Origin of the sequence: Arcicella gelida (assembly GCF_034931025.1) — a bacterium.
Taxonomy (GTDB): domain Bacteria; phylum Bacteroidota; class Bacteroidia; order Cytophagales; family Spirosomataceae; genus Arcicella; species Arcicella gelida.
Window position 1 is genome coordinate 186653 of the sequence record NZ_JAYGIL010000006.1, and the last position, 19822, is coordinate 206474.

The following is a 19822-nucleotide window of genomic DNA, read 5'->3' on the forward strand; positions in this document are numbered from 1 at the left end:
AAACACAGAAAATTTGCTCATTTATTTTTCAGAATCAATCTATTTCCTTAACCTTACTTTATTACAAAAACTAACACATTAATCGCTTAATGATATAATATTATGGATTTGCCCTTAAAAGTAAAAGACAGCGAAGCGATATTTTATAGGAATTACTTACCAAATTTGACTTAGTAAGTATCAAAGAAACTCAGGATGCTAAAGTTTTAGAAAGTTTAAATAGCAACATCAAACAAAGAAAGGGGAAGTACGAAAAAACCTTATTATTTTAAGGCTTAAAATTATCGGGCTTCTTGGTACTTCAAAACATCAACAACTCATGAAAATTGCTTCTGTTTTTTTTAGAATAATTATCTTTCTCTCATTTTGTAAATGCCAACCTACCAAAAAAGAAAAGCTAAACATTTTGGAAGCAGAACATATTTCTCCCTATAATGAAGTTAATACTTCCATAAAATTTTATGATGATAGTACCTATACTTTCAATCTATTCCAAAAAAGTTCATACTACGAAAAAAATGAAAAGTATTCTGGAAAATATTTACTTGAAAAAGATACAATAAAATTTATTGACAGAGGCTTCCAGTTCTTAACATGTCGTATTGCAGTTATTAATAACGGATTCGTTGAATTTATTGGAGGAAGTGCTCCATTAAAACTTAAAATTACTGAAAGTAGGATAAAAGATGTGTACGCAATCAATAGCCTTGATAGTAGTTATGCTTTTTTCACATATCATCCTAACTATTATGATTTCTTTTCAGAAAAAGTAAAGTCGTACTCGCTAAAAAAAAATGATGTTTTGGTAATAAATAATTTATTAGAGTTATGTATTGCTGAAAATAATAATAGAATTACTCACAATGTAAATAGTTACACTAAGCAATGTGTAGCTGTTACGAACGCTAATAATGAAATTGAAGTCATCGTTTACTGCAATTGCAAAGACAACGATGAAGGGTTTCATTACCAAATAATGACCGTTAAAGATGGCGGTGATTGCCATTTTAGCGTGAAACTTAATCTAATCAAAGGAAAATATAGTCAATTATATATCAATGGAAGTGCTTGAAGCAATCGATGAAATATTAAATTTCTGTCATTAAAATAAATTATAATTTGAAAAGTCCCAATGATAATTATCTGACTGGTTCACTCACGAAAACAATCTAAAACTAGATTTGAACACGGTTGAGAGGAAATTTTCTGAGTATCCTACATTCAAGAAAGCCTAAAGTAAACTGTAATATTGGTTGATGTTTATTTAATTCCAACATTAATTGCAGGAAATACAAACGCCCCTGTGATAGCCGTAGCAAAAAAAGCGGCGGATTTGATTTTGAATGGGTGAAAGATAAAAAACCTCACCCCGAGGCGACTGTCGCTGCGAAGTAAGGTTTTTAGCATAGTAATATTAGATTATCTTCTCGCCTAAAACTCGTTCTTGAAATTAATTCATAATTTATCCCTCAACTAATCTCTTTAGAAGAAAGATACAAAGTCATAATACCAGCAAAAACGGTTGGAATAGCGTAAATCAAGAAGTTAGTACTCATCGACAGCCCCATACCAATTAAAATTCCTCCCAAAGCTGGACCAATAATTCCGCCCAAACGACCTATCCCGATTGACCAGCCCACTCCTGTAGTTCTGAATTCTGTGGGATACATTCTTACGGCAACGGCATAAAGTCCGACAAAACCGCCTTGAATCCCAAAACCTAATAAACCCAAAATGAATAAAATCGCATCTGAACCAATAAAGAATTGAAAAACTGCCATCAAAACAGCGGTAAGTATCAGAAATACGCCAATGGTTTTTTTCAAACCGAATTTACTTGAAAAATAACCTTGGGTAACGATACCAATGAAAGCTCCGACGTTGAAAACTGTTCCTGAATAAATGGCTAATTCAATCGAAAGTCCTGCATTACTTGCCAATTTTGGAATCCAACTTGTTAGAAAATACAAGGTTGCAAAAGCCAAAAACAAGGCTACCCATAATTGAATGGTGGGAATTTTGTAAGCAGGAGTCATCAAGGAACGTAATGATTTACTGTGTTGTTCGCTGGGTTTATCGGGTAATTCACTCAAGGCTTCAATACTCATCTTTTTCAAAATCTGATTAATTTTATCCAAAGCAGCCGTTGGTTGTGCTTTTAAATAAAAAGATAATGACTCAGATAAAAAGAAGTAAATCAATGGAATAGCTACTAAAGTAGCATAGCCTGCTACTTGAAACATGCTTTGCCAACCGTGCAAAGGGATGATTTTAGCCGCTACCAAGCCTGATAAAACTGCTCCGACAGGATAACCCGAAATGACTAAACTTACCCAAAAATCTTTGGTTTTGTTAGGCGTGTATTCTGCTGTAAGCGAAGCTGTACTTGCCAACATACTTCCGATGCCTAAACCGCTGATAAATCTGCAAAGTAATAAATAGGAAATGGATGTAGCAAAGGAAGTAAGAAAAATGGTACTTCCCATCAGTACGGCACTTAATAAAATCATGGATTTCCTTCCGATTTTATCTGCATAAGGAGCTAAAAGTATCGCCCCGAATGTCATTCCGACCAAACCAGAACTAAATACGATTCCCAAAGCTTCGGGACTTGTTCCCCAAGCTTTGGCGATGGCTGGAGCGGTGTATGAAATCACCATAACGTCCATGCCATCGAGCATATTCATTACAAAGCAAATGACAATGGTAGCGTACTGCAAACCTGTCATGGAATTTCGGTTAATTATATTTTCAAGCGTCATTTTTCATAGTTGGTTAAGTATAAGGCTTTATGCTATAAGCTGTAGGCTGTAAGCTTTCGGTCTTCGGATGTCGGATTTCAGCTTTCAGATGTGAGCCTTGAGCTATGAGCTTTCAGATTTGTTTAGTCTTTTTTCTTGCTTCTTGAATCTTAACTTCTTCAAGTCCTAAAGTCCCAAAATCTCAAACTCAAAAATTCTTGTTTCTTGCTTCTTGTATCTTTTCTCTTCAAGTCCTCAAGTCTAAAGCTTTAACATTTTAATCGCATTCTCTTTCAAAATCAAAGGCTTTACTTCTTCTTTAAAACCTGCATCTTCAAAATCTTTCATCCATCTTTCGGGCGTAATCAAAGGGAAATCCGTGCCAAAAAGCATTCTATCTTTCAACATCGTATTAGCATATTGTATTAGTTGCTTCGGAAAATACTTCGGCGACCAGCCACTTAAATCAATGTACACATTGGGCTTGTGCATGGCTACGGAAAGGGCTTCGTCTTGCCAAGGCCAACTTGGATGGGCAATAATAATGGGACAATCTGGAAAATCAATTGCAACATCATCCAAATGGATTGGGTTTGAATACTCCAAACGAAGTCCACCGCCACCACGCACGCCACTACCAAAACCCGAATGACCCGAATGAAAAAGCATAGGCAATTGGTACTCCGCAATTACTTCGTATAAATGATACGCCATTTTATCTTGCGGATAAAAACCCTGAACCGTCGGATGAAATTTAAAACCTTTTACGCCATAATTTTCTATCAAATCACGGGCTTCTCTTGCTCCCATTCGTCCTTTGTGCGGGTCGATACTGGCAAAGGCAATCATTACATCGTCGTTTTTTAATGCTCCTTCGGCTACTTCGATGTTTGGAATGCGTTTTTTACCCACCTCAAATTCAGAATCTATCGTAAACATGACAAACGCCATGTTTCGTTCTCGATAATAATCGGCAGTTTCTTGAATTGTCGGACGCTTACTTGATTTGAAGTACTTCGCAAAAGCCTCGTCAAATTCCGAACGATAATCGTCGTAAGGCTGACAGCAAGATACTTCTGCATGAGTATGTACATCAATGGCAATTACTTTATTTATATCTATCATATTTTCAGCGTATTATCATTTTTAATCACAAATTTCATTTATACTTTACCTCTGTAAGAAGTATCAATCACTAAGTCGCCATTGGCAACTCTACTTACACAAGCACACATTTTTTTGTTTTGCTTTTTTTGTTTTTCACTAAAAAAGAAGTCACGATGGTCAATGTCACCTGTACATTCTAAAATATTTACTTGGCATAAACCGCATTCTCCTTTTTGACAATCATACATCACATCAATACCAGCTTCTTCAAGTGCTTTTAGCATACTTTGGTTTTCAGCTACTTCAATTTCACGATTAAAGCGTGGCAACTTTACTTTGAATGTTTGAGGAGCAAAAAGTCCCGACGCACCAAAGGTTTCGTACCTCAAATTAGTATTTTCAAAAGAACTATTTTCCCATGCTTTACGGATGGCATTCATAAAACCCAATGGGCCACATAAGTACACTCCTGTGTTTTTGTTAGCTAATTCAAAGATTCTATTTACTTCATACAATCCATCAATATCACTAAAATGAAGATGCAAATTATTTCCTAAAACTGCTTTTAATCTGTCTATATAAGGCATTTCGGCTGGATTTACTCCTACATAAATCATATTCACCGTCGCCTGATTTTTCTTTTTAATTTCTTCTGCCATTCCGACAAGTGGCGTAATTCCAATACCTCCTGCAATTAATAAATAGTCGCTTACTCCATAATTCAATTCAAAATGGTTGGAAGGTTGTGAGATTTTAATTTGGTTATCCACTTCCAAAGTCCACATATATTTAGAGCCTCCTCTACTTGCTTCTAATCTTTTTACGGCAATGGTATAAGCACCTTCGGTAGCTTGTGTTCCAATGAGGGAATAACTTCTTATTTCGGGTTTATCATTGATGATGACAGATACATCAATGTGCGAACCAACTGTAAATGGTTCTGCACCATCAATGGGTTTCAAGGTAATTTGCCTTACATTGTTCGCTTTATCTTCAATAGCTGACACTTTAGCATCTATCCAGTTATTTCTAAACCTCATCGAATTTATTGATTTTTTTGTTGTTCAGCTTCTACCATTTTGTCAGTGATTCTCCTAGCCCACATCGCCCCAGCATCAATATTCAAATTATAAAATTCACGATTAGGATTTTCGTTAATGGCAATTTGTTGTGCTTCTAGGATGATTTCATCTTGAAAAAAGATTCTCGAAACACCATCTCTTAACTCAGTAGTATTACTCTGGTCTTTTATGTTATAATTTCTGCTAAAAGCCCAAAAATACATACACGTTTGGCTGGTCATTGGCGTAATGGTATTTAACACATAGCCATTTACTCCTTGCGAACGGTCACCTTCAGGAGCACCTGTACCCGTCAGAGCGACGCCAACATCTATCGTGACTGTACAAGGAGCTTGAAAATTGATAATTTGCCATCTATCTACTTTCTCATCTGTTTTAATTTTCTTGTTAAGCTGACTTTTCCAAAATGGTGGCGGGTCAATTCCAAGCATCCATCTTGACACAGTAGCCGTATTGTCATCGTGAAAAACATCAAAAGGAGCTTCTGTTACATGCTCATCACCAATACTTTCAGAATGTACAAAGGTTTCATGCGTTAAGTCCATCAAATTATCAACCACTAAACGGTAATTACATTTTACTTCAATCATTTTACCATCGCCCGCCCAATCTGGGTCATCGTTCCAATGCAAATCAGGAATTTTGGCGACATCAGCAAGTGCAGGGTTTCCCATCCATACCCAAACATATCTATATTTTTGAACTACGGGATAAGCCCTTACGCAAGCAGAAGGATTGATAGTTTCCTGAGAAGGCATGTGTGTACAACGTCCATCACTATTGTATTCCAAGCCATGATAACCACAGACGACAGTATCATTTTTCAGTTTCCCTTTTGATAATGGTAATAGCCTATGCCAACAAGCATCTTCTAAAGCAACAGGAGTTCCATCTTTTTTCCTGTATAACAAAATAGGCTTATTACATACTTTCCGATGCAATAAGGTATTTTTTACTTCAAAATCCCATGCGGCGGCATACCACGCATTCATAGGAAAAGATTCATTGATGGTAAATGACTGCATTTTGATAAATTAAATTGGTTAAAAAAATTAGCTGTAGGCTTTAGGCTATAAGCTGTAGGCAAAAGTCAAAGGCTATTTTTTACTTAAAGTATTTAAAGATAACCTAAAGCATATAGCCTAATGCCTCTTACTCCATAAACCCCGCTTTTGCTTTATTCCCTGTTTTTACCCAAGTACGCAATTCGTCGAAAGCTTTTCCTGTTTGTTGTGGACTAAAATTACAATGTCCTTGTCCATTAGTATATTTTACGGTAAAGTACTGGTCTTTATGTTGTTGATGAACCATGTTTTCAAAATTCACGACACCATAAGTAGCAGGAATCAATTGGTCGTAAACGGTGTGCATCAAAACTGTTGGTACGTTAATATTTCCTGAGCGGTCGTATTTTGAAAAAATCACATCAGGATTTGCCGTTGCTGGCAAGCGTTCCGCTTTCTGATTGACCAATAAGTTATCTGGAAAACCACTGTACAAAGTATTTGTATTATCGAATGGATTTCCTTTCGCTTTCTGAGCAACATCTCTCAAAACATTTTCATTGAAAAATAAAGAGAAAGGCAAATCGTCCAATTTCAAGTCAAAGCGTTTGGCAAAAGCCACCGCCAAAGCCGAGTCTTTTGCCAAGATTGCTTTTTTGATACCCATTACTTTAGCCATCATTTTATTGGGTGATTGTGCCTGATAAGGTTTTGAAAGGTCAAAAATTTCTGAGAGAGAAGTAGCGACATTCGGGAACAAACCGTTGAAAGTAGCATACATATCAAACTCTTTTCTACACTGCAAGTACGGACGACTCGACAGCGGACAAAGTGGTAAAGCTCCATTATAATTTTTACCAAAATTTTCAACAGTAGCCAAAGTAATGCCTCCGCCCATCGAATGACCTACCATAAAAGTTGAATCTGGTTTGCCATATTTTGAAACAAAATACTGACGAAGCGCTTCTGTATCATCAACTCCTTGCGGTAAAGCAAAACCTTGATACTGATAGTCGGAAGCGGCTACGGCAAAACCTCTTTCTAAAAATGGCTGCATTCTGGTCAAAAATTCTGGATTCTGACTTTGGAAAGGTCGTGTCCCCATAAATTCGTAGCCATGAGCGTACATGACCAATTTTCCTTTCCAGTTCTGAGGGAAAAGAATTCTATACTTCGCTTGATTAATTGAGCCAGAGTCAATCTTAGCGATATTTTGTGCCATTGCAAAATGAGCAATGCAGAGAAGGAAAAGTATTTTTTTCATGTTTTTTTAGCTTTAAGCTGTGAGAATTTTAGCTATGAGTTGTGAGCTATGAGCTTTTGATTTTAGATTTTCAGTTGTGAGCAATTAGCCTTGAGATTTTAGTTATGAGTATTGAGTAATGAACCTTTATTAGACATAAGTATTTTAAAGCTCATAGCTCACGGCTCATAGCTAAAAGAGTTTAGTCATGCCATAAGTTTTATGTGGAAGCACTTTTTCATAATTCATATCTCATAATTCAAGTTTTACTTTGCTGCCATCCGAATAGCACCATCCAATCGGATGATTTCTCCGTTTAGCATTTGATTTTCGATAATATGTTTTGCCAAAGACGCAAATTCTTCTGGTCTGCCTAATCTGGATGGAAAAGGTACTTGTTGCCCCAAAGAAGTACGAATATCTTCGGGTAAACCAGCTAACAATGGCGTTTCAAAAGTTCCTGGAGCGATTGTCATTACTCTGATGCCAAAGCGAGCTAACTCACGAGCAATCGGTAAAGTCATGGCAACAATGCCACCTTTTGAAGCCGAGTATCCAGCCTGACCAATTTGTCCATCAAAAGCCGCAACCGAAGCCGTTGAAATGATAATACCTCTTTCGCCACTTTCTTCGGGTGAGTTATTTTGTAAAACCACCGAAACCAATCGAATGACATTGAAAGTACCAATAAGATTTATCGTAATCGTTCTGGTAAAATTGGCTAAAGAATGTGGCCCATTTTTGCCAATTACTCTTTCACCCGGTCCGATGCCCGCACAAGAAATAGCACCATGCAAAGCTCCAAAAGTACTGATAGCAGTGTCGATGACATTTTGCACACTCGCTTCGTCAGCCACATCAGCTTGAACAAAACGAGCATTTTGCCCTAAAGTATTTTCAGCCTCTTCACCTGCCTTGGCATTGATGTCGAGCAAAACGGCGTTTCCGCCATTGTCAATCACCATTTTTGCCGTAGCCAAGCCCAAGCCAGAAGCTCCGCCTGTGATGATGAAAGTTTTATTTTGTATGTTCATGTTTTAGAAAACTATACTGTTGAACAATTTTTATTCATTCAAACAACCTCTCAACAATTGCAGCCCGATGTTTCAAAACCGCTCTTTGGTTCAGCGAACCTTTGTCGGTAATTTCACCTACTTCTATTGAAGGTGCTTCAATCGCTACCACAGCTTTTTCGATTCGAGTGGAACTTCCTGTGGCTGTTTCGTTGAGTTTTTGCAATAAATCATCTACAAATACTTGTATCTTTTCATGTTGAAAAACCTCTTCGTTCGGCAACTCTTCGCCAATTAATTTTCTACAGGCATCTGCATTTAGAAATAAAATAGCACCAATGTACTCTTTGTCCAAACCAGCAATCACCACATCTTGCACCACAGGCGAGCCAGTGGAAACAATTTTTGCCTTCAAAACACCCACATTTACCCAAGTACCCGTTGAAAGTTTAAAATCTTCAGCAATTCTGCCATCGAAAATCAAACCTTTTTCAGGGCAATTTTCATCTACAAATTTTACAGCGTCGCCAGTTTTATAAAATCCTTCTTCGTCAAATGCTTTTTGGGTAGCTTCCAGATTTCTCCAATAGCCTTTTGTTACGTTTGGTGCTTTGTAGCGAATTTCCATTTTGTCGCCGTCTGCTACCAATTTTACTGCTAAACCAGCCACAGGAACGCCCAGTAAACCAGAATAACTACCGCCCCAATTGGCAAATAGGGCAGATGGCCCCGATTCTGTACAGCCTAAACCCGTAATAATGGGTATTTTTTCGCCAAGTGTTTCGATAGATAATTCTTCCATTTTGTTCCAAACAGGTTGAGCTAAACTTGCTCCTGCATAAAAACAAATATTTAATTTTTGAAAGAAAGTACTTCTTAAAGCTGGTTCTTTTTCAAAATAAGGAATCAACATTTCAAAACCTTTCGGAACGTTGAAGTATGCCGTTGGTGAAATTTCTCGTAGATTTTGTACCGTAATTTCTATGCCTTTGGGCGTTGGTTTGCCATCGTCGATATAAAGTGTTCCGCCATTATAAAGAATTAAACCAAAATTATGGTTACTTCCAAAAGTATGATTCCACGGTAGCCAGTCGATAAAAACTGGAGCTTCTTCTTTGAAAAAAGGAAAAGCTTGTGTGATTTGCTGCAAATTCGCACAAAGCATTTGTTGCGTGTTAATTACGCCTTTGGGCAAACCCGTTGAACCAGAAGTAAATAATATTTTGGCAACTGAATCTTTATGTACTTGCTCAAAAGCAAAATCTACTTCCTCGCTTGCAGAAGTACTTAGTAATTCCGAAAAATCAATTTCAATACTTGCTTCTACCGAAATGAGCTGAGTATTGGGAAATAAGTTTTTTGATAATGTTAAAGCTCTTTCAAAAGTTTTTCCATTTTGTGCAAAAACCAATCTCGGATTCATCAGTTCTAAGCAATGTTGCAATTTGCCTAAATCATTAGAAACCAAAGAGTATGCCGGAGAAATTGGCGTGTAAGGAATACCAATGTGCATGGCAGCCAAAGCCAACAAAGCGTGTTCAATACTGTTTTCAGATAAAATTACAATGGTTTCATCCACTGAAAAATTGAGATTCAACAAGTATTGAGCAATAGATTTTACTTGGTTCAGCGTAGCCGAATATGTTAGTTTTACCCACTCATTTTGTGCGTTTCTTCTTGCGATAAAAACTTCATTAGGTTTGGTTTCAGCCCAATGCACTAATTTCTGAGTAATTTTTTCTGGAAATTCCTCTAATGTTTGTTCCAAATTCAGCAAAATAGAACCATCCTCTCGAATCGTCTTTTTTGTCGCTGTTGGTCCAAAATTTATGTTTTTAAACATTTTTTTTAGATATGAATTTTGAATTAATAATTATGAGATGGTTGTTAGATATGAATTTTAAATTAATAATTATGAGCTGTGAATGGAAAATGAGTATCGTTTTTTGCGATTTTCATAGTTTTGACTTTACCATGATTGATTACTTTTTGAGGGTAAAGTATTTTAGTCAATGACAAATCTCTATTTATAAGCAATACCTAAAAAATATTTCATCATTAATAATTTACCCAATGCCCATCTAATAATTCATAATTCAAATCTCATATCTAACTTTCCCCTACCTTTTTCGCTCTTCCTTCCAGAAAATCGCCCAAACGCTTTTTGGCTTCTGGCGATGAAGCGGCAATTGTCGAAATCAAAGATTCCATCATCAAACCTTCCGACGCACCCGAATCAACAATTCTTGGCAACACGTGCATCAAAGCATAATTGGTCATTTCGGCATTCAATGAAATCTTTTTTGCCAACTCAATTCCTTTTTCTAAACCTTTGTTTTCAGAAACCAAGTATTGTGAAAAACCCATCAAAATTCCTTCTTCGGCAGAAATTACTCTTCCCGTAAACATCATATCCGCCATGCGAGCTACGCCAATCAATTTTGGTAAACGCACCGACGCACCACCACCGACAAAAATACCTCTTTGCCCTTCGGGTAAAGCATAAAAAGTACTTTGTTCAGCCACTCGAATATGACAAGCAGAAGCAATTTCCAAACCTCCGCCCACGCAAGCACCATGAATTACCGCTACCACTGGCACAGTACCAAATTGAATTTTTTCTAAAGCACGATGCCACATTCTTGAATGCTGTAAACCTTCTACGATGTCTCTTTCACGCAATTCTGAAAGGTCTAAACCAGCACTAAAATGTTGTCCTTCGCCATAAAGTACTGCACATTTTACACCTTTGGGAATGGTAGAAAAAACAGTTTCTAAACCCAAAATAAGTTCGTCATTAATGGCATTTCGCTTTTTCGGGCGATTGATTTTTACTAAAAGTATTTCATCTTGCTGCTCAACAATCAGCGATTCAGGGATATTCATGCGTTTATTTGGTGATTTAGTGAGTTGTGATTTAGTGATTTATTTAATGAATTAGTGATTGTTTGTTTGAGTTTCTAAAAATAAACAATCACTAACTCACTCATTCACTCAATCACAATTAAAGAACTTTCCAAACCTGAATACTTACACTATCAGGATTTCGGATGCCTTTACAGATAAAAATGGCGTTGTTCATCCATTCGTATTTGCCAGCAGGAGCACCGAATTTTGGTACTGCTCTGAAATAATAATCGTTTGGAGAAACACTTTCGCCTTTGGCAATTTTTGCAGCAATTTCAGGGGTGGCTACTCGTAAGCCTGTGTTTTTGATATAAATCGTTACGCCATCTTCCGTTTGGATTTGGTAATGTGCTTCCAATTCGGCAACGCCATCTTTTCTTACAATTTGCCAGTCGGCACCGCCGTCTAAAATTTTACCTTTTATCATCGGTCCTTCAAAAGTTCCGCCAGTTATCGGGATAATTCTGCGTAAACCATGAGGCGTTTCGCCAACTACAATGGCTGGTTTCAGCAATACTTTTAGTTCGCAAACAAAAGCTAAACCTGGTGCTTCGGGCTGATTGCCTTGAGCAAAAGCATTAAGATTCAAAAAAGTTATTAGAAGCAGTAAAAAGACAGCTTTGTACATCTTGTTGAAATGGGTATTCATAGTTTTTTAGGGAATTATCAATCAAAAATCTAAAATATACTTCGTTTAGTCCAATATTTATTTTTAATATTGTCATAAGAAAAACTTATTGGAAATGGAATTACGACAATTAAAGTACTTTGTAGCCGTAGCAGAAGAGTTACATTTTGGTAGAGCAGCCGAAAAATTGCACGTTTCGCAGCCTGCTTTGAGCCAACAAATACAATTATTAGAAGACGAAATTGGCGTAGAATTATTCATAAAAGTACAGCGAACGCAGTTTAGAAGAGTAGCTCTGACAGAAGCAGGCAATGCTTTTCTGAACGAAGCAAAACATATTTTGGACATTAGCAACAAGGCTATAGAAACCGCTCGAAGAGTAGGCAAACAACAAAAAGAAATTACTTTGGGCATTTACAGAATGATGATTCGTACTCGTGTGGTAGAAATTATGAAAGTTTTTGCCATCAATTTTCCCGAAATAGAAGTAAAATTGGTAGAACTTCCCACTTTTTTGGCGGTGCAAGATGCTTTGAACAATGAAAGTATAGATTTGGGCATTACACTTTTGCCTTTGAAGCACAACAATTTAATAGAAACGCCTTTTAAAACAGGCTATTTAAAAGTAATGCTTTCAGAAAATCATCCATTGGCACAAGCCGAAAACCTTCGTTTGGCACAGTTGAAAAATGAAAAATGGATTGAAATCAATAAATCTTTGCACACGGTTTTTGAAGATATTGAGCAAATGTGTCGAAAAGCTGGTTTTAGTCGAGAGTCGTTTATTGTACAAGAAGTATCGTCGATTGAGTTATTAGGTGGTTTGGTAAGTTTGGGCGTAGGCATCGCTTTTGTGCCTTCTTTTTATGATGCTTCCAGAGTACAAGGCGTAGTTTGTAAAGCTTTGGTCAATGCCGATGGCTCGCCATTTTTAGAAGTAGCCATAGCCCAAGCGATGTGCTACAAAGCAAGTAAAGTTTCTACAATATTTCAGGATTTAAGTGCTTTGGTGAAGGATTTATAAATTCTGAAATTAAACTCTACTCTTATTTCTTTAATTCACAATCCTAAAACCACAAAGAATAATTTCTTAATCTCAGCTTTTTATCGTGTCAATTCAGTGCATTGTCGTAATTTTGTATGTGTTTTTTATACAAAACAGTTGATTCTTCAATTTTAATAAAGAAAATTCATTAAAAGCTTGTCAATCAACAACAACAAGATGGCAGAATAATTTCCGATTGTTCATGTCTATATCCAGCAATAATAATTACAATAATGCTAAACGTATCAAATGTATCACTTCGTTTTGGTAAACGAGTACTTTTTGAAGAAGTAAATATCAAATTTGTAGAAGGCAACTGCTATGGTCTCATCGGAGCCAATGGTGCTGGGAAATCTACTTTTTTAAAGATTCTATCTGGAGAAATCGAATCTCAAACGGGTTCAGTAACGATGAATCCTGGAGAACGTATGTCAATGTTAAAACAGAACCATTTTGAGTATGAAGATGTACCTGTTTTACAAGCCGTTATCATGGGAAATAAGCGTCTTTATGATATTATGGTTGAAAAAGATGCCATTTATTTGAAAGAAGATTTTACAGAAGAAGATGGAAACCGTGCGGCTGACCTTGAAGCAGAATTTGCTGAAATGAATGGTTGGGAAGCAGAATCGGAAGCAGGACAGCTTCTAAGTGGTTTGGGCATTAAAGAAGATTTGCATTATACTTTATTAAAAGACGTTTCTGGTTCTGAAAAAGTAAAAGTGCTTTTGGCGCAAGCTTTGTTTGGTTCGCCAGATATTTTGTTATTAGATGAACCTACCAACAACTTAGACATTGAGTCTATCCTTTGGTTAGAAAACTTCTTGACAAATTTCAAAAATACAGTAATTGTTGTTTCTCACGACCGTCACTTCCTTGACAACGTTTGTACACATATTGCAGATTTAGATTTTGGGAAAATTCAATTATACGGAGGTACTTATACTTTCTGGTACGAATCATCTCAATTAGCTGCTCGTCAACGTGCTGACCAAAACAAGAAAACTGACGAAAAACGTAAAGAATTAGAAGAATTTATCCGTCGTTTCTCTGCCAACGTAGCGAAGTCAAAACAAGCTACTTCTCGTCAGAAAATGTTGGATAAATTACAAGTTGAAGATATTAAGCCATCGTCAAGACGCTATCCGTTTATCAACTTCAAGCCAGAACGTGAAGCTGGCGACCAATTATTATCAGTTGAAGGTTTATCAGTGAAAAACCCTGAAGGCGGTTACTTATTCAAAGACGTATCATTTACTTTAACAAAAGGGGATAAATTAGCAGTACTTTCTCGTGATTCTTTAGCTATAAGTGCTTTATTTGATGTTTTAATGGGCGAACGTACTGCTGACGAAGGAACATATAAATGGGGAGTAACCACAACCCAATCTTATTTACCTAACGACAATGCGAAGTATTTTGAAGATAGCTCTTTGAATTTAGTAGATTGGTTACGTCAATATTCTACAGAAAAAGATGAATCATTTATTCGTGGATTCTTAGGAAGAATGTTATTCTCTGGCGACGAAGCTTTGAAAAAATGTACCGTAATTTCTGGAGGAGAAAAGCAACGTTGTATGTTCTCAAGAATGATGCTTTCGGGTGCTAATGTTGCCATTTTTGATGAACCAACCAACCACTTAGACTTAGAGTCGATTACTGCTTTGAACAACGGGATGGTTGATTTTACAGGAACTATTTTATTTACTTGTCATGACCACCAACTTACACAAACAGTAGCCAACCGTATCCTTGAACTTGGACCCAAAGGCTATTTAGACAAGTTGATGAACTTTGATGATTATATCACTGATGCTAAAGTAAAAGAGCAGAAGGAGAAGATTTATTAATTGATGTCGGATTTCGGTTATCGGATTTCGGCAATTACAAATCAGTAGATTTGGGGTTCGAATCCCTACGAGACCACAACAAAATTACTTTTGTAAGATGTAAAATACCTCACTCACTTCGGTTCGTGAGGTATTTTTTATTCGCTTGTAAACTCGTACTAAATCAGTAAATATTTTTTTTATTTTTAAATTATTCAAAATCAGAAGTTTACAAAAAAGTTTTATTTTTTCTACTTTTTTGTTTTGGATTAGAAAAATAACCTACTACCTTTGCAGTCCCAAACAACGGGAAAAAGATAAAACAATACGGTTTCGTAGCTCAATTGGATAGAGCACCTGACTACGGATCAGGAGGTTTGGGGTTCGAATCCCTACGAGACCACTTCCAAAAGCCTTTTTGCTATTCGCAAAAAGGCTTTTTTTGTACATTCTCATTTCAATACATTCTACCTGAAAACACAAAAAAGCTTGAGTAAAATGTTTCTCCATAGGGCTTAACTCGAAGTTTAAGAAAATCAATCCCAATAAACTAATATTGGAGTATCTCAAAGAGATTCTTTACTCTCATCTTTTTAATCAATTTCAATTTTATTAAAAACACGTATTTATACGTATTGTGAAGCTACACCTAAATCACTATATTTGATTTCACATCAGACAATTGAATGTTAGAGTAATATTAAAGTAACTTTGATTTGATGATAAAAGTATAAATAAGTATTTAATTTGAATTAATAGATTTTGCATTTTATAAATTAACTATTCTATGGACGCCCCATCAATCATTTCCTTGACTGCTGATATCTGCACGATATTAGCCTTCATTATTGCCCTATTAGCTATAGCTACAAATACTATTTCGATTAATGTTAGAGTAAACTCCTCAAGCTTTAGTGATAGCAGTAAAACAATTTTTCAAAAGATGTGGGGAGGAAAGAAGAATAAACAATCGTCAAAATAACCATCTACACTTCTAACTCATGGCAAAAAAAACAAACCAAATTGCTAGTCAATTTTCTCTATTTGGAAGAAATAATACTCAAAACTCTATCAATGTTATTATTCCGAGCGATTTTTCAGGTTCAAGAGAAGATATAGAAAAACTACTTGGATATACTACCAATCCTACTGATTTACAACTTGTGGTTTTGTCACTTTACAATAATATGAAGGATAATACTTCGACAAAGTATGTATCAAGACCACTTCCAGCTTTTATTGCTGACAAGATTATTCATAATGATGTAAATGAATATCGATTTGTAATCGAATCGAAATTTGCAGAGGGTAATTTTTGGATTAAAGAGGCATATAGTGCATTGGAGACCGATAGACCAGGAAATAAATCTTCACTTCAAAGCTATATAAATTTCGAATATCTTAAGATAAAAGGAAAAATTTGTTCGAACTTTGCAGATGATGAGGTACTTCAATTAGAGGAAATCCGGAAAAATTCAGATATAATAATAACTCAAATGATTGATTTATTGTTGAAGAAAGTAAATTGTACCGCTTTGGATATTTCGTATGAATCAGCTTTAAATTCTGTTACTCTTGTAGTTATCGACGCAATTGTAGATTGTAAAGTACTGGAAAACATAAATAAACTATAATATTAACTGTTATGATTATTCCTACGGATACCCCACCAGAAAGGAGTATGTATGTAATTGGGGCTTCAGTGGTAGGTATATTGAAAAAGGAGAAGGCAAAAACGATAGACCCAGACATACTTTACAAAAAATTTATCAAAAACAATCCTCATGTGAAAATAACTTATAACTATTTTCTGTATGCACTGGATTGGTTATTCATTTTAGGGTTAGTAGAACTCACACCACAAGCCATGATAAAAAGATGTTTTTAATAAAATTCACTGCCTACTCAAACAGACGCTCAAGAGTTATAAGGGAAATAGAATTTAAACAAATGGGACTTAGTCTAATTGTTGATAATACTCCCTTGAGCATTTATGAAGGAAATTTGGATGAAAAAGGTAATCCAAAAACTGGAAATAATGTAGGGAAAACTACATTCCTACGTTGTATAGACTTTTGCTTAGGTTCAGACGGTAAAGATATCTATACTGGAGGTAGAAAACGTGATCTTAACCAAGGTAAATTGGTACATTCTTTCTTGATGGAACAGGAAGTAATCTTTGAACTTATAGTTGGAACCGTTGATGGAGAATCTATAACTATTCGTCGATCATTAATTCCTGGACTTGATTTATTTATAGATGGTAAACAATATTCAAAACTTGACTCATTTAAAGAGGGACTAAATGAGTTATTTTTTGGGATAAAACCAAAGGATAAGGTGTCATCTTTTAGAAATATGATTAAGAAATTCATCAGAATTGATACAAAGTCACAGAGTGATGAATTTGATGTCATAGTGAGTGGTTTATCGTATAACATTGAGGCAATTTTCCTTCACCTTTTCGGGTTTCCCGATATCGAGCTTTTAAGCAAAAGGGTGAATCTAAAAATCGAACTTAAAAGTGTATCTGATAAATTAAGCGTGTTTAAAAAACAGTTTAAAGTTGCTTCTTTAAAAGCTTCTACTATCCAAATTGAGAAAGATATAGAAGAAGCAGAACTCGAAGTTAAAAATTTCAATTTACCTAAATCTTACGATGAGCTTCATGTTAAATACAAAGAATTAAAAGATATAACCACAAATCTTTCTTCAAAAATCGGAGCCCTCAATACTAAATTGATGCTCTCAGAGAATACATTGGCTGATTTAAAAAATAGCGAATCTAAAATTGACCCTAATGCTGTTAAAATGCTTTACGAAGAGGCATCAGTAATAATACCCAATATTCAAAAAACATTTGAAGAAGTGCTTGATTTTCACAACAGTATGGTTAAAAGTAAAATTCAGTTTGTGGAAAACCATATCAGTCGTATAAAATTTGACAGAGGTAACTTACAAAAAGAACTCAATGAATTCCTCAAAGAACAAAACAAAATATTAAAACTAATAGATGAGAAAGGAGGCTTTAATGACCTTCTGATTATTAGAGAAAAACTAAATAAGCTCTTCAATGAGTTGGGTGACACAAAGGGAAAAATTGAGGTTGTTGAGAGCTTGATGGCAAAAGAAAGTGAACTAAAGTTAGAACTTGAAGCACTTCAAAATTCGTGTTCAGAATATCTTGAAAAATTAAATTCTAACATTCAGAAATATTTTAATAAGTACTTTTCCGACTATACTAAACGTCTTTATGATACTAATACCTTTGTTTATTATGATGACCAAACTAATAAATTTGGAATAGATTTCAGAGGTGAAAGTCCAAGTGATGGTTTCCAAAAAGCAAGAATAATCGCTTTTGATTTATCGTTTATTGGTTACTACAATGAGCTTGAATTAGGATATCCTAGATTCAGCATACAAGATAAAGTTGAATTAATCCATATTAATCAACTTAAGACAATTTTCCAGATTTGTGAAGGTATAAATGGTCAATTGATTATCCCAGTCCTAAGAGAGGTAATATCTAAGCTTGGGGATGAATTTATTGATAAGCACAAAATATTAGATCTAAGTCAAGAGAGTAAATTCTTTGATATTGAAAGCACAGTATAGTCTATTACAACAAAAGGCTCTTATTTCTATTTAATTTACCCTAAAAGAAGAAATTGCATATATTTTTTGGTTTCCCTATAAGACCACTCCCAAAAGCCTTTTTGCGAATAGCAAAAAGGCTTTTTTATTTTCTTCAAGTCTCTACAAAACATCTATTCCCTTCTATCTCAAAATAAATCCAACGATAATAGTAACCAATTCTGCCTTCGTGGAGATTCTCAGTAAGTTATTCACAAATCTAAATCTGGATTTTTTCTATGTAGATAATACACATATAGTATTCCAATCTATTTAGGCTTAGAAGTCCTTACTTCCCCAAAAAAGATTCCAAAATTAAAATCAATATCTATATGCTTACTAAATCTGTACACATCGCTTTATGTATTGTTTTACTTATATCCATTTCATGTACTACAAAGCTTGTTGAGGAAATTACTCCTACTCAGAATATCGCTGGAACATGGAAATTCCAAAGTGCTACTGGCACTGCAATTGTAGGTGGTACAACAATAGATTTAACCGATGACTTATCAATCAGTGCAAATGGAGCTACCCAAAGTATTGGAAGAATAAGCACTTGGGTTTTTAGAGAAGGTGGCACAGGCACAATGGATGGCGTAAATTTCACGTATGTAGTATCAGGAAAGTCCCTCATAATTAGCAAAAATACAGAAAAATACATGCAACTGAGTGTTACCTTAAAAGATGGAATATTAGAAATTAGTGAAGATGAAAATGGTTTGAAAACAATCATTGATGAGTTTAATAAATTGCTTACAACTGATAAAATCACAAAATACTCCCGAACCTTACAATACAAATCTTTGGAGGATATTCTGAGTACTAATGGTACTCCCGATTGTTTACTTAAAACCTTCACCAACATCAATGAATCTACCGTAAACGAATATACTCATACTTATAGCGATGAAAATACGCTTGCAGAATTAAACACTAAAACCTTACGATTATCAGACAGCACTGTTTTCAATGTAAAATATACTTATTTGGAAAATAAGGCTAATCTTGGCTCTGACACAAAGCCTTATGTAACTATTCTTAGAAATAGCCAGAATTATTCTAAAGTATATTGTGATAAAAATGGACGAGTAAATAAACGAGAATATTACTATTCTGGACAAGATAATTTCCCTAGTGAGGTTGATAACGAGACTTATGACACTAATGGAAATAACACAAAAACCACTACTTTTTTCTATGATGCTACTAATGGAGAGAAATTTGAGAGTCGTTTTATCATTTATGAAGCTGAATACCTCAATGGAAATTATATTAAACTCTTTTATACCGATGAAAAAACAAGTAGATATTTAATCAATGAATTTACAACTTGGACATTCAATACAATCAAAACGAAAGTCGTCTATCCATTTAATTATGGTAACCTTAGCTTTGGGGTAAATAATAAAAATCATCGCACAAAAATGATTTATTATGACAAATCTGGTGCAATAAGCTATCAATCGGCAATGGTATATAATTTTGATAGCAAAGGCTATATTTTATCTAGCGAAGAGACCTTTACAGGAACTAGCGTAAAAAGAAGAAACATTGATTATGTTTATCAATGCAAATAATCATAAA

Annotated in this window: 16 protein-coding genes and 1 tRNA gene; 8 read left to right on the plus strand and 9 right to left on the minus strand. The window is 35.2% G+C overall.

All coding sequences use genetic code 11. The annotated features are described in order from the left end of the window. The first annotated feature begins 319 nt into the window (after window positions 1–319). The gene (locus VB776_RS07115) at window positions 320–1072 is read left to right on the plus strand and encodes a hypothetical protein (RefSeq protein ID WP_323327454.1); all 753 of its coding nucleotides are present in this window, start codon (window positions 320–322) and stop codon (window positions 1070–1072) included. A gap of 397 nt (window positions 1073–1469) precedes the next feature. On the opposite strand, the gene VB776_RS07120 is transcribed toward VB776_RS07115, so the two are convergent. The 9 genes from VB776_RS07120 to VB776_RS07160 form a co-directional block, all read right to left on the minus strand. Then, window positions 1470–2729 carry an MFS transporter gene (locus tag VB776_RS07120; RefSeq protein ID WP_323327456.1) on the minus strand — a complete coding sequence of 420 codons (1260 nt, stop codon included), beginning with the start codon at window positions 2727–2729 and terminating at the stop codon, window positions 1470–1472. A 273-nt stretch (window positions 2730–3002) separates the two neighbouring features. Then, entirely contained in the window at window positions 3003–3866 is an 864-nt protein-coding gene (locus tag VB776_RS07125) for an amidohydrolase family protein (RefSeq protein ID WP_323327458.1), read from the minus strand. Between the two features lie 38 nt (window positions 3867–3904). Further along, window positions 3905–4888 carry a PDR/VanB family oxidoreductase gene (locus VB776_RS07130; protein ID WP_323327460.1) on the minus strand — a complete coding sequence of 328 codons (984 nt, stop codon included), beginning with the start codon at window positions 4886–4888 and terminating at the stop codon, window positions 3905–3907. 5 nt (window positions 4889–4893) lie between these two features. Further along, window positions 4894–5955 carry an aromatic ring-hydroxylating dioxygenase subunit alpha gene (locus VB776_RS07135; RefSeq protein ID WP_323327462.1) on the minus strand — a complete coding sequence of 354 codons (1062 nt, stop codon included), beginning with the start codon at window positions 5953–5955 and terminating at the stop codon, window positions 4894–4896. Between the two features lie 127 nt (window positions 5956–6082). Beyond that, window positions 6083–7198, minus strand: a complete 1116-nt coding sequence (locus tag VB776_RS07140; protein WP_323327464.1) for an alpha/beta hydrolase family protein — start codon at window positions 7196–7198, stop codon at window positions 6083–6085. Window positions 7199–7443: 245 nt separating this feature from the next. Then, on the minus strand, window positions 7444–8211 hold the full coding sequence (locus VB776_RS07145; RefSeq protein WP_323327466.1) for a 3-hydroxyacyl-CoA dehydrogenase: 768 nt from the start codon (window positions 8209–8211) through the stop codon (window positions 7444–7446). A gap of 34 nt (window positions 8212–8245) precedes the next feature. Beyond that, the gene (locus tag VB776_RS07150) at window positions 8246–10033 is read right to left on the minus strand and encodes a feruloyl-CoA synthase (RefSeq protein ID WP_323327468.1); all 1788 of its coding nucleotides are present in this window, start codon (window positions 10031–10033) and stop codon (window positions 8246–8248) included. Between the two features lie 266 nt (window positions 10034–10299). Next, window positions 10300–11076 (minus strand): crotonase/enoyl-CoA hydratase family protein, encoded by a 777-nt coding sequence (locus VB776_RS07155; protein WP_323327470.1) that lies wholly within the window; start codon window positions 11074–11076, stop codon window positions 10300–10302. 118 nt (window positions 11077–11194) lie between these two features. Further along, the gene (locus tag VB776_RS07160) at window positions 11195–11746 is read right to left on the minus strand and encodes a DUF3237 domain-containing protein (protein ID WP_323327472.1); all 552 of its coding nucleotides are present in this window, start codon (window positions 11744–11746) and stop codon (window positions 11195–11197) included. 94 nt (window positions 11747–11840) lie between these two features. On the opposite strand from VB776_RS07160, the gene VB776_RS07165 reads away from it, so the two are divergent. The 7 genes from VB776_RS07165 to VB776_RS07195 all read left to right on the plus strand — a co-directional run bounded on the left by VB776_RS07165 (window position 11841) and on the right by VB776_RS07195 (window position 19815). After that, window positions 11841–12749: a LysR family transcriptional regulator gene (locus tag VB776_RS07165; RefSeq protein ID WP_323327474.1), complete on the plus strand. Its 909-nt coding sequence runs from the start codon at window positions 11841–11843 to the stop codon at window positions 12747–12749. A gap of 254 nt (window positions 12750–13003) precedes the next feature. Beyond that, the gene (locus tag VB776_RS07170; protein WP_323327476.1) at window positions 13004–14620 is read left to right on the plus strand and encodes an ABC-F family ATP-binding cassette domain-containing protein; all 1617 of its coding nucleotides are present in this window, start codon (window positions 13004–13006) and stop codon (window positions 14618–14620) included. A gap of 308 nt (window positions 14621–14928) precedes the next feature. Next, window positions 14929–15002, plus strand: a tRNA-Arg gene (locus VB776_RS07175). Between the two features lie 598 nt (window positions 15003–15600). Continuing rightward, entirely contained in the window at window positions 15601–16233 is a 633-nt protein-coding gene (locus VB776_RS07180; RefSeq protein ID WP_323327478.1) for a hypothetical protein, read from the plus strand. A gap of 11 nt (window positions 16234–16244) precedes the next feature. After that, window positions 16245–16487: an ABC-three component system middle component 6 gene (locus tag VB776_RS07185; RefSeq protein ID WP_323327480.1), complete on the plus strand. Its 243-nt coding sequence runs from the start codon at window positions 16245–16247 to the stop codon at window positions 16485–16487. 62 nt (window positions 16488–16549) lie between these two features. After that, the gene (locus VB776_RS07190) at window positions 16550–18217 is read left to right on the plus strand and encodes a hypothetical protein (protein WP_323327484.1); all 1668 of its coding nucleotides are present in this window, start codon (window positions 16550–16552) and stop codon (window positions 18215–18217) included. A 350-nt stretch (window positions 18218–18567) separates the two neighbouring features. After that, complete coding sequence (locus tag VB776_RS07195; RefSeq protein ID WP_323327486.1) at window positions 18568–19815, plus strand: hypothetical protein; 1248 nt, start codon at window positions 18568–18570, stop codon at window positions 19813–19815. The last annotated feature ends 7 nt before the right edge of the window (window positions 19816–19822 follow it).

What these genes read in the sequence shown, in the direction of transcription:
- VB776_RS07140 (WP_323327464.1), bottom strand. Translation starts at nt 7,198, where the DNA reads ATGAAAAAAATACTTTTCCTTCTCTGCATTGCTCATTTTGCAATGGCA.
- VB776_RS07180 (WP_323327478.1), top strand. Translation starts at nt 15,601, where the DNA reads ATGGCAAAAAAAACAAACCAAATTGCTAGTCAATTTTCTCTATTTGGA.
- VB776_RS07195 (WP_323327486.1), top strand. Translation starts at nt 18,568, where the DNA reads ATGCTTACTAAATCTGTACACATCGCTTTATGTATTGTTTTACTTATA.
- VB776_RS07130 (WP_323327460.1), bottom strand. Translation starts at nt 4,888, where the DNA reads ATGAGGTTTAGAAATAACTGGATAGATGCTAAAGTGTCAGCTATTGAA.
- VB776_RS07120 (WP_323327456.1), bottom strand. Translation starts at nt 2,729, where the DNA reads ATGACAGGTTTGCAGTACGCTACCATTGTCATTTGCTTTGTAATGAAT.
- VB776_RS07185 (WP_323327480.1), top strand. Translation starts at nt 16,245, where the DNA reads ATGATTATTCCTACGGATACCCCACCAGAAAGGAGTATGTATGTAATT.
- VB776_RS07190 (WP_323327484.1), top strand. Translation starts at nt 16,550, where the DNA reads ATGGGACTTAGTCTAATTGTTGATAATACTCCCTTGAGCATTTATGAA.
- VB776_RS07135 (WP_323327462.1), bottom strand. Translation starts at nt 5,955, where the DNA reads ATGCAGTCATTTACCATCAATGAATCTTTTCCTATGAATGCGTGGTAT.
- VB776_RS07165 (WP_323327474.1), top strand. Translation starts at nt 11,841, where the DNA reads ATGGAATTACGACAATTAAAGTACTTTGTAGCCGTAGCAGAAGAGTTA.
- VB776_RS07160 (WP_323327472.1), bottom strand. Translation starts at nt 11,746, where the DNA reads ATGAATACCCATTTCAACAAGATGTACAAAGCTGTCTTTTTACTGCTT.
- VB776_RS07155 (WP_323327470.1), bottom strand. Translation starts at nt 11,076, where the DNA reads ATGAATATCCCTGAATCGCTGATTGTTGAGCAGCAAGATGAAATACTT.
- VB776_RS07145 (WP_323327466.1), bottom strand. Translation starts at nt 8,211, where the DNA reads ATGAACATACAAAATAAAACTTTCATCATCACAGGCGGAGCTTCTGGC.
- VB776_RS07150 (WP_323327468.1), bottom strand. Translation starts at nt 10,033, where the DNA reads ATGTTTAAAAACATAAATTTTGGACCAACAGCGACAAAAAAGACGATT.
- VB776_RS07170 (WP_323327476.1), top strand. Translation starts at nt 13,004, where the DNA reads ATGCTAAACGTATCAAATGTATCACTTCGTTTTGGTAAACGAGTACTT.
- VB776_RS07115 (WP_323327454.1), top strand. Translation starts at nt 320, where the DNA reads ATGAAAATTGCTTCTGTTTTTTTTAGAATAATTATCTTTCTCTCATTT.
- VB776_RS07125 (WP_323327458.1), bottom strand. Translation starts at nt 3,866, where the DNA reads ATGATAGATATAAATAAAGTAATTGCCATTGATGTACATACTCATGCA.